The organism is Arachidicoccus ginsenosidivorans (assembly GCF_007971385.1).
GTDB lineage: Bacteria > Bacteroidota > Bacteroidia > Chitinophagales > Chitinophagaceae > Arachidicoccus > Arachidicoccus ginsenosidivorans.
In genome coordinates this window covers 4,925,517-4,938,870 of sequence record NZ_CP042434.1, presented here as the reverse complement: position 1 = coordinate 4,938,870, position 13,354 = coordinate 4,925,517, and the positions used below count along the sequence as shown (strand labels likewise).

Below are 13,354 nucleotides of genomic sequence, written 5' to 3'. Positions count from 1 at the left end.
AATGAATTAGTTTCCGTTCGTAAGAATCTATTTTATTGATTATCATAGCCTAAAATCATGGCCGGGAAGGGACGCCAATCTTACTTTCCGGTCTTTTTATGTCCGCTATTGAATCAATTATTTTTCGTGCCTTAGGCCGCTATTTAAAAACGGGCATTTTAAGGCATCACAATAAGTTTGTTTTTTTCTATTTTGAAATGTATATCTACTTGTTCTAGTACTGATAATACTTGTGTCAGATAGAGGCTTCTTTGAATTTTCCCCCAGAATTTCCGCTCAGGGACATTACCTGCATAAACAATCTCTACATTGTACCAGCGACCAATCTGTTGCATTACCTCTTTTAGGCTAGCCTGATTAAAATCAAAATAACCATTTTTCCAGGCGACCGCTTTTTGGATATCGGTTGTATGCACACTTACCGGACTATTAAAGGAAGTCCCCATCACTGCCTGGTCGCCCGGCACAATGGCGGTGGCTTTATTGCTAGCGGCAGCATAAACGTTCACCCGCCCCTCCAAAAGGGTCGTTTTAATCTCGCCTTGGTCAGCATATGCATTGATATTAAAATGCGTACCCAATACCTCTACGCGTGATGGTGATTTTGAAGTTCTGCCTGTTTGTATATCCACAATAAAAGGAACCCTTCCTTTTCCATCCGTTCTTTGTAGTTTGGCGACTTCAAAATAAGCTTCTCCGGTAATCGTTACTTCCCTTTGGTTTTTATTAAAAGCAACGGGATACCTTATAGAAGAAGCAGCATTTAACCAAACCTCCGTACCATCTGGTAACTTAACATGGAAAGTACGGCTGGCAGGTGTGGCAAGTGTATTGTATTTTACAGGGCCATTGGCACTTGCCCCATGTCCAGTATATTCTATGCCACCAGGCTTTAATTCTACAATCGCGCCAGCAGTCCCCGCTAGTAATTGTTGTCCGCCCTTGGCCGTAAGGCTGTCCAGAATAACTTGTTTGCCACTGGCCAGCGTCAGAATGGCGCCACTGGTACCAGGGGCAATATCTGCCTTGGGAGACTGGGCTGTATTGGCCTCAGTAATAAGTTGTTTTGTTTTGTCTTGTCTGAAAGAGTGGAATTGCCAAAATGCCCCAAGCAGTATTAAAAACCCGATAATAGCTGCCGCAACCCTGTACAATTTGCTACTTTTTTTCCTTTTTGCGTTTATTGGAAGATATTTATTTACAGTAGCAATATTATCTGCTTCACCTATTGGTGCCATCTCCATTACCTGATCTGGCTTTGGGGTTTTAGCCAGGTCCTGGCCTTGGTATCGGTCTCGGAGTTGATTAATACGTTTTTCCACTATATCATCCGTTGTCTGCGTGGACGACTCTTTTGACAACTGATTAGAAGCCAGATCCGCCGACCAGTCTGACTTCGATTTAGTTTTTAAAATATCATCTAAAATAGCGGTAGCTTCCTTATCATCTAACTTATTGACTGCCACATGATGACTCCAATTATCTGCCACCAGATCAGACAAAGTGTTATCATCCAGCCGGCTAATCAAGGTAGCAAACTCCTGCAACTGTTCCCCGGAGCAGGTATGCTCCAGATAACATTTTAGTAAATAAATAAAGCGCGATGGATCCGTCATATCATGGTATTAATTAGAGCATATTGCCAAATTACAGTCGTCCTAACAACTGTTCATGATATTAAACGATTGAAAATAGAAAACTACCCAGTCTCTTTTAAAAATAAATAATAGAAATCAAAACAGCGAAGCTATGGCGCTTTATTTCCAGATTAAAAACAGCAAGGGAGCTATGACCAGCAGCTCGTATTCAAATTCAAAGCTTTTGCGGAGTTTTTCAATTGCCCGGCTAAAATGATTTTCCACTGTGGATTTGGATAAACCAAGCGCTGCGGCAATTTCTGTGTATTTTAAGCCTTGTTGTCTGTGCAGGATAAAAATTTCCTTTTGTCGGGGTGGTAGCAAGTTGAGTGAGGCCTGGATTTTTTGTTCCAATTCCTTACATATAACCCACTGATCTGCACCTGCCGTTTCATTTACTACAGGTGTCAATTCATGGAGAATCTGCATCTTTTTAGAAAACCGCCTCAGATGGTCTATGGAGTAATTGCGGATCATTTTAAATAAATAGCTGGCAAAAATTTCTTTGCCTTGAAAACTGTCCCGCTTTTCCCAAAGACAGGAAAAGACATCATGTACTACATCTTTCGCCTCTTCAGCAGATCCGGATAACTGGAAGGCAAAATTGTACAATTTATTATGGTAGCGGCTATATAACACTGTGAAAGCGTTTTCACTACCAGTAGTCATTAACTGCAATAATTGCTCGTCTGGATAAGATTCAAGACTTTGCATGTAGGAGATGAAATTTGCATTAAATTTGAATCACCAAATTAACGCAATTTTTATTACTGCCAAATTTATTTTTATACTCCGCCTTCCAAGGTGATATTTAATTTATTATAAACCATTACATTATATCATTTTGCCCTTTAGACAACCGAATATATGCCTGCAGGAAGTACTTTTGAAATTTGAATAACATTTTACTTAACGGATCAGAACGTTGAACGGTACAGGGGTAAAGTAAATGATCTTATTGATTTATAATTCGTTGTAATCGATTCCTTTTGTCCAAAGTATCCACAATTTCTATAAAATAATCATCGATTGATAATTAACTAAGGGTTCAGTGGTCAGCTTTGTTTGCATCAAGCCGCAGTAGGCCACCTTACAGTTGGGGAATATACCCTCTGCTTTGCAGATCTTCCAAGGATTTTACCGGCCAGGTTTTACCATTTTGCAATAAATAGCTGGTATCTGCGATTTCCAGAACATCCCGGTACAAGTGATCTGTAATCAAAAAGCCTTTATGTTTTTGGGCTTTAATCAAGGGCTTGATCTTTTCCATATGAACAGGCATGATTTGGGTAAAAGGCTCATCTAGCAATGAAAAGGCAGCTGCACTTTTTATAAGAGCATATACTTCAACCAGACGTTTTAAGCCACCGGAAAGTTTATTGAATCGCTGTTGGATAATAGTTGTAAGATCCGGAAAATCTGCCTCAAAGTCTGCTTCACTGATCTGGTGGTCCGCAAAAACATCCATAACACGTAAGTGTCCTGGAACAAAATGAGATTGGGGCAGATAATTGATGGCAGGATGGGCCGCCTGAATGCTTTTATGATTGATCCTGACGGATTTGCTTAATGGATTTAATTCGCCCATAATAATTTGCATCAGGCAGGATTTACCTGAACCATTCCTGCCAATTAGCGTGGTAATCTGGCCTTGACCACATTTTATGTAAATATCTGACAAAAGCCGCCTCCTGCCAAAATCCAGTAAGATGCTGTCAATTTCTAATGTATAGTGTGTGGGATCCATCCAATTCGATAACTTGCAATGATCATTAAAATATAAGTAGAAAAATCAATAGAAAGGGTCGTGACCCACAGAACGCTTTTTTTCAGCCCAAGATTGTTATAATAGTGGTACTCATTTTTGCGCAACTGGTTGATGAAGTAATAGACAATGCCATAGCTCACAAGTTTTAGCCAAAAGCATCCTTGAAAAGCAATCAATCCATTAGAAATGAGTACCCACAGACATAAAAGAGAAATCACTATTCCTATCAGAAAATGATTCCGATAAAAGGTGAAGATGCGCCTTATTTGTTTATGCCAGCTATTTTTATACATAGACCAATTTGCAGGTCTAAATTAAGGAAATTGAGCTCAAATTCAAATTTATTCAAGTAATCCAGCCAACATGTAAGCGCTAAAGCCTTATTAATAGGAGGCAAGGCACAAATTACTCTACAAATCACTGCACAAATCACTGCATAACCTACCACAACTTCCTACCCGGTACTTTTTTTCTCCTTGTCCACAGCCACAGGGCTGCCAAATAAATAAAACCATTTTTTGCGCCAGCCCTTTGCACGACGGACATCCTTGTAAATATCATTTAATTCATGGAAATTAAGATATATGGGGTTCAGGCGATTACCGATTTTAGTGGTCAAGCCATAAATCGGTTTCTCCTCCTCTTTTTGATAGGTATTGAATAGTCTGTCCCAAAAAATAAAAGTGGCTGCAAAATTTTTATCCAGGTATTTCTCTTGTGAGCCGTGATGTACCCGGTGATTGGAGGGAGTGGCAAATATATACTCAAAAAAGCGGGGTAACTTCTTGATGTATTCCGTATGGACCCAAAACTGAAACAGCACGCTGATCTGACTAACGACAAAAAATACCAATGGATGAAATCCACAGAGCGCCACCGGTAAGAAAAAAATAATTTTAATATTCTGGATCCAGCTAAGTCTGAAGGACACGGTTAAATTGTAACTTTCTGCTGAGTGATGGACTACATGGGTAGACCATAAAAACCTTTGCGAATGTGAAAATCTATGCGCCCAATAACTGCAAAAATCAAATAAGATATAACAGGGTATCAGTGTCCACCACGCCAGTGCCATGCGCCAGGGCAGTACGTTATAAAGCCAAACAAAGAAATAAAGTAAAACGATTTTGAGTAATAAGTTAATTAAAACATTACCCAAACCAACCAGCGTAGAACCTATGCTTTCCTTTACTTTATAAAGCTTATGGTTCTCATACCAAGAAACGCCCATTTCTAGTAAAGTAAAAAAGGCCATAAAGGGTATGGCATAGACAATAAGATTGGGTGCTCTGCTTTCCAGGTGAAGGATTTGTTCATAGGGAATGGGGGGAGCGGCGAATAAATCGCTGATTGCATTAAATATCATGTATAACAAATATAATGGATTCAACGTAAAAACAGTGCCATCAAGTGTTAAAGCTTTATGATTAATACAATATTAATTTAAATCGTGTTATGTAATGATTACCTGCAAATACTAATACTTATTCCAAGAAAACAAGAATGGAAATTATTTGGCCAATTATTTTGCGTAATTAACTTGGGTATTGTGTGATTCAATATTTTTGTTCAACTATGTTGTATTTGGTGTTTATATATAACTAAAACCAATACAATAATCCATAGGCATAGTTTTTTACGACCGGTCCTTTGCCGGTTTTAAAATGGGTTTAAGTATTGACTTTTCAATAAATAAGATTGTGCAGAGCCGTTGGCTACTCAGGTGCCTATTATTTAATAGGTTTTGTAATGCGAGGGCAAGGCAACTTTATACAAATAAATAATTATAAAGCTATAAAATATAGTAAATTACAAAAAAATATATCCATATTAGTCAAAGCTGCATGTACAATACAGAAAATTATGCAGATCAGGTACAGCCAAATATTATGAAGTTAATAAAATAAGCTTTACAATCAATGTCTACAAAATAGAATAATCAGGTGTGAAAATATAAAGATGCCAATATAATTATGATAAAATATATACTCCTCTTTTTTCTTTCTTATTCGTCCAAATCGCTTTTCGCTCAAAAAGTGAATAAAGTCTTCATTGATCCGGATAATGCACGTGGGGGCACGATCTCTCAATATTTTAATACATTTCGCTTTATTCCTTTAGAAACTACCAAGGAAAGTTTATTTGGCAAAATTGACCAGTTAGCAGTTACCCAAACCCACTTTATTGTACTCGACCAGCAAACCAAATCCATTTTATTTTTTAGAAAGGATGGCAGTTTTGACTTTAAAATACGTCCACGGCAGGCGGATCATTATTTTGATTACTTCACTATTGATAGACGCAAAAGTGAATTATTGGTTCAGACTGCCATCCATGAAATTTCCATTTACGATTTAAAAGGTAATTTTTTAAAAAAGGTCAACCTTGGTAAAAATATAAATAGTCTTGTTTGGTTGCAAAATGGCCATATAATTTACCAGCTAGAGCAAGGTGCTCCATCTGAAAATTCCCCAAAAGTCAAGTATAATATCGCGTATTCGGGAGATTACTTAAAAAGCGCCCGATTTGCCCTGCCATATGATCCCAGATTCGGGCTGTCTGAGCTCAATCAATACATGAATTCACTGAACAAATCAGAAGACCCCGAAAATGTATTTTTTTCTTTGCCAGGCGATTATAACGTCTATCAATTAAAAGATTATACCCATATCATCCATTATCAATTTATATTCCCACTTAAATATTCTTTGCCCAATAATTTTTCAGCTGACAGCACCTATGCCCAAAAAAGGGCTAAGTACGTCTACTTCAATGCGGCTAGTAAGGGTAAATTTGAATCCATTGAAAACATTTTTAAACCTAAGGAAAACTTACTACTTTTTTCTTTAAGAAATGTAGGCTATCTAACAAATAACTGGACCTACTTATATAATTTAAAAACGGGTTTGCTTCTATCACTTGGAAAAGTGACCGGTGACAGCTTGTCCAGTTACCTGCCCTTTGCAAGCCCACAGTTTGGAGAAACCATGGTGGTTTATAAAAACCATCATTTATATTCATGCATTGCATCTTCCACTTTAATTTCAATTAAAGAACATAAAGAAAAAAGCCATAATTTTGGCCCAGTTTTGAATCGATATTTTGCCCATGAGAATAGAAGAAGCAATCCGGTGCTCATGGAGGCAAAATTGAAAGAGAATCTATAATCTCACTCAAAAAAACTGTTAGCACGTAAGGATAATTCTGCCTTTGCAAACTTACTATTTGCAAACATTAGCTTCTAAAACGATTATTTAATCCCCTCAAAGGCAGCGGGCCATCATCAACGCCCTCTGGAATATTAAACAAATACTTATTTACCCACTATATTGCCTAAACTATTGGTATCTTAGCTATCGTTTATCGTGTAATAAAAAACACCCATACAATAAATCGAGTATGAATAAAATGGTTAATAATTTTGGCAAGGCAATTACTGTCTTTTGTGCACTGCTATTTATACTGCATACAACACGTGCCGCCCCTACGCAAAAGAATTTGTTCAACCAAGCCACAAAAGCCATACCTGGTATAGTGAATGGAAGTCCCAAGATTGTACATATTGTCAATTTCATCCGTCTATTGGAGCCACGCGATCCGGCTATAACCGAGGAAGTGCTCTACCAGACTGTGGTAAAACAGGTCGAGCTCATCAATAAATATCAGCTTTCCGGAACCTTTTTGTTGCAATACGATGCCTTGCTGGACAACAGATATCAAAAATTGTTGAAATCCTTACCCAAAGACCGCTTTGAAATAGGTGGCTGGCTAGAAGTGCCCAGACCACTTGCTCAAAATGCTGGCCTCACATGGCGTGGAAATTCAGCCTGGGATTCCAGAGCAGATGTGGATTTTACAACAGGTTATACGCCTAAGGAAAGAGAAAAGCTGATTGATACATATATGGCCAGTTTTAAAAAAGTATTCGGCTACTATCCTAAAACGGTGGGTTGCTGGTATCTGGACAGCTATAGCCTGAACTATATGTATCAAAAATATGGCATCATCGCTTCTTGTAATTGTAAAGACCAGATCGGTACAGACGGCTATACCTTATGGGGCGGGTATTGGAATCAAGCCTATTATCCCAGTAAACTGAATGCTTATATGCCTGCCCAGACAGTTAAAGGTCAAATCCCGGTACCTGTTTTCAGGATGCTAGGCAGTGACCCAATCCGTCAATACGATAATGGTATCGGAACGGGTCATCAAGGGGTAGTTACCCTAGAGCCCGTTTATAAGTTTGGCGGAGGAGACAGCACCTGGGTCAACTGGTTTTTAAAGACGCTGATAGATGGAGAGGCGATGGCCTTTGGCTATACACAGGCGGGCCAGGAAAATTCTTTTACCTGGAAGGCCATGCAGTCTGGCCTCAGTTATCAATTAAAAAAAATAGCGGCCCTACAAAAAGCCGGGAAACTGCAGGTTGAAACCATGGCAAGGACCGCTATATGGTACAAAAAGCATTTTAAAGTCACACCGGTAACGGCAGTAACAGCCATGGAAGACCTACCGGGTAAAAATCAGAAAACACTTTGGATGGATAGTCGGTTTTACCGGATTAACCTACTTTGGCATGGCGATCAGTTGCGCATCAGAGATATCCATCTATTTGATCAAAGTTTTGTTTCTCCTTATTTCAGCCAAAAAGCGGTGGGGCCTAAATGCGCCTTATTTACCCTGCCTTTTGTGGATGGGCATTTCTGGAGTAATAAAGCAGATACCAGTAGGGCAGGACTGGTTTTTTGGATTAAAAAGCAGGGGGTATTTGAAAAAATGCAAGGCGGCCGACCAACGATTACCCGCCTGGATGCGACTAAAATGCAAATTAGTTGGCCTTTGCAAAATAATGCGGGAATCCTCAACATCATTTTAGGTGAACGTAATATGAATGTTCAACTACTGGACGCCCCTGAAAATACAATCTGGAAAATGAGTCTGCTAAGTTTTAATAACACCGAACTGCCCTTTAAACAAATTAACACCAATAGTATCCAATGTCAGTTTAAAAATCACGGATACACAGTAAACTTACTCAAAGGACAATTTGTAGATCAAAGCAAAACGCCGACCGACCACCAGATCTATTCCATCACGCCCCGTAAGGGAAGCATAGAATTTGATTTTGGGGTACGATAGTTTTTGAAACAGCAACATTACTGGCATGTCAAAAAGGGCTTTCCTTCCTGTAAAGGACTGCCCTTTGACGGGTCAGTTTCAATCGTAGATTTTTATTATTTAAAGGGCGCTAGTCTATAGGTTCCCATAATTCAATTTTGTTGCCCTCCGCATCCAAAATATGCACAAATTTACCATAGTCATAGCTTTGAATATCATCTAAGATCTGTACGTCTTCCTTTTTCAATTCTTCTACAAGGGCTACTAAATTTTCCACCCGGTAATTAATCATAAAGTCTTTATCAAAATAATCAGTAGTCTGTGCAAAGGGGGTCCACTGCGTCTCTGCCTTGGAGGCACTGTCTGGGCTTTCATACCACTGAAAGGTGGCGCCGTATGGATTTGTATCCAGCCCCAGATGCTTTTGATACCAGGCAGTCATTTTTTTGGGATCCTTACATTTGAAAAAAATCCCGCCAATTCCTGTTACTTTTTTCATGGTTTCTTTTTTAAAATTATTTGTATTTTCTTTATTTGATTTGAAGGCGTACCCCAAAAAGAAGGCCCCCATTAGGGCTAAAATTATCAACGCGCTTTTTTTCATCTTTTTACGTTTGTTATGCTTTAAAATGCATTTTGAGTTTACTAGTTGCCGACAGGATCATTACAGCTACTTCCTGGGAGCTTGCTTCTAAATGCGATTTTTTTTACATTTCGCCATCTACATTTTGACATGACTTCCAAAATCGACGCCTCAATCCATGTTTTACCAGGTCAATTGCCAACTTGTTTTCGGCGCACATTTTTTGAAATTACACAATTTTCTTGAGCTACAAAAGACTCTTTTAGTTTAACTAAAGAAGTCCTACCACAGTCAGGTCACTTGCTTAGCAATCCGCTTTAACAGCCATCGTATAGGGGGGGGAGATGCCAGCTTATCAGAACTCCTTAAAATTTAATGTAGCCGCGAACGAAATCACCGCCTTTAATAATTAATATAGACAATTAATATTCAAACAGTTACAATAAATCAATGCAAATCAAAATTGGAACACCTTTAGGCAGGCCCAAAATAGCTGTTTGTGTCTTATATTTATGTGTTTTATTTTTATAAAAGACAGCGGCAAAACCAATAAACTTAAATATCCATGCAAAAAACATGCTTATCAAAAAATGGCAAACAGCGCATCACCTGCTTAATTGGCTGCTTTATCCTTTTATCCTGTTTATCAGCAGGCACCTTGCTACTTGCCCAAACGCCTAAAAGTGTAACGAACTTATCTGTCACACCCGTCTATTATAGTCCAGGTGGCACGTATTCTGACTGGTATTTCCCCAATGATCAGACTTATAATAGCCTGGAATGGACTTTTATCCCCGTGCAGGATCCGCCAGAGAGTCTGGCTAAAGCAGGACTTTTACATTATTATGCCTATAATTTTGGTCTGCAGAATGCCACTGGGGCAGTTGGCCGCGGTTACGCAGGGTTTCAGACGAATGGCATTTTTAAAAACAAACAAAAGGGCAAAGTCATTAATTTTTCCATCTGGGGTTCCAATGGGGGTAAATCACCCGCCTGGGTTAATAAATCCAACGGCGAAAGCGGCGGCTTTCAGATTATGATGCCTTATAAATGGGTGGTTGGACACCATTACCGTTTTGAACTAAAAGCAGGTCCAAGTGGCCAGGACGAGAAAGGTAAATGGTGGGGCCTTTATATTACTGATCTTAACACCAAAAAGAAAGACTTTGTGGGAGAGCAGCGTGTACCAGCCATAATTAATGGTAAAAGCAGCACTCAGTGGTCACCCCACACCAGTATGTTTGGCGAAGACCTCCACTGGTGGCAGTCATTGAACGGTAACGTTAAGTTTACCGACCCATCAAGTTTTCAGCCTTCCGCCATGGCTTGCGTGGACATCACAGCAGATGGCGGCAAGATCCGGCCTGTAAGTTTTCATAACCATACCAATTCCGGAGAGCCCGTCACAGCAGATAATGGCTTTAAATCCGTCTCGGCCCAGGTAACGCTGTATCATAATGATAGCACATTTGATGTACAGCATAATTTGGGGCACTGGGAAAAACCGGCTCCCAATATAATCGGGTCATCCAAATAAGCCAAACTGGCTTTAACCTAGGCCAGGTAAAAATGTACAGAATTCAACATAATGGATAGCGCTTCACACAAAGGTCAGCTAACACGAGCATTAATAAGCGGCAGGGCAGCAGCTAGCCACTTGCTTCAAAAATTCAGCTTCAAATAAAAAGTCCAATTCAGTATCAGGAGCGGTTATTAACCGCCCTGCATCGTAATTTATGGACAAATCTGTACAATCAGCCCTTAGTAGCCACCCGTCACTAAAAACGACTTAGCTTTATTTTTCCCAATGCACCATTTGCTTTTGCACCTCTTTAGAACTCGGACCAATCATAATTGAAAACTGGCCACTTTCCCAATCATAATTAAGATCGCCATTATAGAATTTCAATAAATCAGGGGTAATCTGAAAGCTGACAGTCGTGCTTTGCCCGGGTGCCAGTTCTACCTTTTTAAAACCTTTTAGCTCTTCAACGGGTCTAGTAATACTGCCCACCATATCGCGGATATAGAGCTGGACGATTTCTTTTCCTTTATACTTGCCCGTATTGGTCAGTTCTACGGAGGCTGTCAATGTCTGATTCCCTTTTAGGTCTTGCTGACTTAAATGCATCTTTCCATAGGTAAATGTGGTATAACTTAGCCCGTAGCCAAAAGGATAGACCGGGTCGTTGGAAACATCCAGGTAATTGGACCGGAATTTCTCAAACCAGTGGCCCGGTTCAAGTGGGCGGCCTGTATTCATATGATTATAATACATCGGTTCCTGACCGACCGTCTGGGGGAAAGTCATGGTAAGCTTGGCCGAAGGATTTACCCTGCCAAATAAAACATCCGCAATAGCAGGACCTGCCATACTGCCTCCAAACCACACATCCAAAATAGCTGGCACATGCTTTTGTGCCCAGGGGATGGCAAGCGGTCTCCCGTTAAATAGTAACACCACTACAGGCTTGCCAGTGGCCACCAGTGCTTTTAAGAGTGCCTGCTGCACATCTCCAATGGTAATATCCGTTCTGCTGGAACATTCGCCGCTAAATTCAGCGCTCTCGCCAAGCGCTGCCACAATCACATCACTTTTTGCAGCCACTCTAACGGCCTCTTCAATTAAGGCCTTGGGGGACCTTGGGTCTCTTTTCATGTCTTTGGCAAACATAGTGGCCCGGTTTTGCAGGGCGCTGTCTCTAGTCAGGTTGGCCCCCAATGCATATAATACGGTCGCCTTACCACCGACATAATCTTTTATGGACTGTAATACGGAACCATCTTTTTTAAGTTTAGCCGCAATGCTCCAGGTGCCACCCATCTGGTCAGCGGCGTCGCCAAGTGGACCGATAACGGCAATGGTACCAGTTGGTTTTAAGGGCAAAAGCTGATCCTTATTTTTTAGCAGCACATAGCTTTGTGCGGCTACTTTTCTAGCAAAGTCAAAATGCTGTTTAGTCGCAATTTGCGTGGCCGCTCTTGTCGGATCACAGTATTTGTAAGGATCTTTAAACAGCCCCAATTTGTATTTGGCCTCAAGTATTCTACGGCAGGCATAATTGATATCCTGCAGGCTGATTTTGCCTTCCATCAGTGACTTTTTAAGGGTTGTTAAAAAGCCCTGACCGATCATATCCATATCCAGTCCGGCTTTTAAGGCCAGGGCACTGACCTGTTGCAGATCACCCATGCCATGGGCAACCATCTCATTGACAGCGGTATAATCGGAGACAACGAATCCTTTGAAGCCCCACTGATGACGCAGCACATCTGTTAAAAGCCAGTGGTTGCCAGTAGCGGGTATATCATCCACAATATTAAAGGAAGACATCACACTACCTGCGCCAGCGTCTACTGCTGCCTTATAGGGCGGAAAATATTGATTATACATTTTTATATGGCTCATATCCACGGAGTTATAATCCCGGCCAGCTTCCACGGCGCCATACAAGGCAAAATGCTTGACACAGGCCAATATATTTTCATTAGAGGTAAGATCTCCCTGATACCCCTCCACCATGGCTTTAGCAATAGCACTACCTAAAAAAGGATCTTCTCCTGAGCCTTCTGCCACTCTGCCCCAACGGGCATCATGGGCAATATCCACCATAGGACTAAATGTCCAGCAAATACCATCTGCACTTGCTTCCTGAGCGGCCACCTGGGCAGTCTTTCTAATTAATGCCGTATCCCAGCTACAGGAAAGTCCCAAAGGAATGGGAAACTCCGTTTCATAGCCATGAATCACATCCATCCCAAATATAAGGGGTATTTTGAGCCTGCTTTCATTAACCGCAATTTGTTGCACTGCTTTTATTTTAGCAACTGATTTAATGTTAAAAAGCCCGCCGACCTTGCCCTTACGGATACTGCTGGCAATATCTGTACTTTTAGCCTGTCCGGTGGTAAAATCACCCGCTCCAGGTAAATTTAATTGGCCGATTTTTTCTTCCAATGTCATCTTAGCCATTAAGGCATCAATAAAATCTTCCATTTGTTGACGCTTAACCAAATCTTTGCTGGCAGCAATTACTGTATTTACTTTTACTGTATTTACTTGTGCAGTATTTACTTTTACTGCCAAAGCAGATCCGAGGGAGCATGTCTGGCTTAAATCTTGGTTAACAGGCAGCCTGGCTGGGCTACTGATCCGCTGCGTCTGAGCGTAAAGGCCTAAGGCCGGGTAGATGAAGATCAAACTCCACAATGCTATTTTCTTCATGGTCTTTTTTTTAAAATTGCTTG

The 13,354-nt window shown here is 40.5% G+C and carries 9 protein-coding genes; 3 read left to right on the top strand and 6 right to left on the bottom strand.

Annotation, left to right across the window (positions count from 1 at the left end):
• Positions 1–158 precede the first annotated feature (158 nt).
• From FSB73_RS19815 to FSB73_RS19800, 4 genes are all read right to left on the bottom strand, one after another.
• Positions 159–1,616 (bottom strand): FecR family protein, encoded by a 1,458-nt coding sequence (locus tag FSB73_RS19815; RefSeq protein WP_146786234.1) that lies wholly within the window; start codon positions 1,614–1,616, stop codon positions 159–161.
• 141 nt (positions 1,617–1,757) lie between these two features.
• Entirely contained in the window at positions 1,758–2,351 is a 594-nt protein-coding gene (locus FSB73_RS19810) for an RNA polymerase sigma factor (protein ID WP_146786232.1), read from the bottom strand.
• A 376-nt stretch (positions 2,352–2,727) separates the two neighbouring features.
• Positions 2,728–3,384 carry an ATP-binding cassette domain-containing protein gene (locus FSB73_RS19805; protein ID WP_146786229.1) on the bottom strand — a complete coding sequence of 219 codons (657 nt, stop codon included), beginning with the start codon at positions 3,382–3,384 and terminating at the stop codon, positions 2,728–2,730.
• A gap of 475 nt (positions 3,385–3,859) precedes the next feature.
• Complete coding sequence (locus FSB73_RS19800) at positions 3,860–4,771, bottom strand: sterol desaturase family protein (RefSeq protein ID WP_146786225.1); 912 nt, start codon at positions 4,769–4,771, stop codon at positions 3,860–3,862.
• 670 nt (positions 4,772–5,441) lie between these two features.
• Here FSB73_RS19800 and FSB73_RS19795 point away from each other — a divergent pair.
• A complete protein-coding gene (locus FSB73_RS19795) occupies positions 5,442–6,572 on the top strand; it encodes a 6-bladed beta-propeller (protein WP_225974202.1) in 1,131 nt (376 codons plus the stop codon).
• A gap of 232 nt (positions 6,573–6,804) precedes the next feature.
• Entirely contained in the window at positions 6,805–8,544 is a 1,740-nt protein-coding gene (locus tag FSB73_RS19790) for a hypothetical protein (protein WP_146786219.1), read from the top strand.
• A gap of 109 nt (positions 8,545–8,653) precedes the next feature.
• Here the strand turns inward: FSB73_RS19790 and FSB73_RS19785 are convergent, their stop codons facing one another.
• Positions 8,654–9,022 (bottom strand): VOC family protein, encoded by a 369-nt coding sequence (locus FSB73_RS19785; protein WP_146786215.1) that lies wholly within the window; start codon positions 9,020–9,022, stop codon positions 8,654–8,656.
• A gap of 649 nt (positions 9,023–9,671) precedes the next feature.
• Here FSB73_RS19785 and FSB73_RS19780 point away from each other — a divergent pair.
• On the top strand, positions 9,672–10,643 hold the full coding sequence (locus FSB73_RS19780; RefSeq protein WP_146786212.1) for a DUF3472 domain-containing protein: 972 nt from the start codon (positions 9,672–9,674) through the stop codon (positions 10,641–10,643).
• Between the two features lie 258 nt (positions 10,644–10,901).
• Here the strand turns inward: FSB73_RS19780 and bglX are convergent, their stop codons facing one another.
• Positions 10,902–13,331: a beta-glucosidase BglX gene (bglX, locus tag FSB73_RS19775; protein WP_146786207.1), complete on the bottom strand. Its 2,430-nt coding sequence runs from the start codon at positions 13,329–13,331 to the stop codon at positions 10,902–10,904.
• Between the last annotated feature and the right edge of the window lie 23 nt (positions 13,332–13,354).

Bases quoted from the DNA above. Each gene is read 5' to 3' on its own strand.
- FSB73_RS19815 (WP_146786234.1), bottom strand. From the start codon at position 1,616: ATGACGGATCCATCGCGCTTTATTTATTTACTAAAATGTTATCTGGAG.
- FSB73_RS19810 (WP_146786232.1), bottom strand. From the start codon at position 2,351: ATGCAAAGTCTTGAATCTTATCCAGACGAGCAATTATTGCAGTTAATG.
- FSB73_RS19805 (WP_146786229.1), bottom strand. From the start codon at position 3,384: ATGGATCCCACACACTATACATTAGAAATTGACAGCATCTTACTGGAT.
- FSB73_RS19800 (WP_146786225.1), bottom strand. From the start codon at position 4,771: ATGATATTTAATGCAATCAGCGATTTATTCGCCGCTCCCCCCATTCCC.
- FSB73_RS19790 (WP_146786219.1), top strand. From the start codon at position 6,805: ATGAATAAAATGGTTAATAATTTTGGCAAGGCAATTACTGTCTTTTGT.
- FSB73_RS19785 (WP_146786215.1), bottom strand. From the start codon at position 9,022: ATGAAAAAAGTAACAGGAATTGGCGGGATTTTTTTCAAATGTAAGGAT.
- FSB73_RS19780 (WP_146786212.1), top strand. From the start codon at position 9,672: ATGCAAAAAACATGCTTATCAAAAAATGGCAAACAGCGCATCACCTGC.
- bglX (WP_146786207.1), bottom strand. From the start codon at position 13,331: ATGAAGAAAATAGCATTGTGGAGTTTGATCTTCATCTACCCGGCCTTA.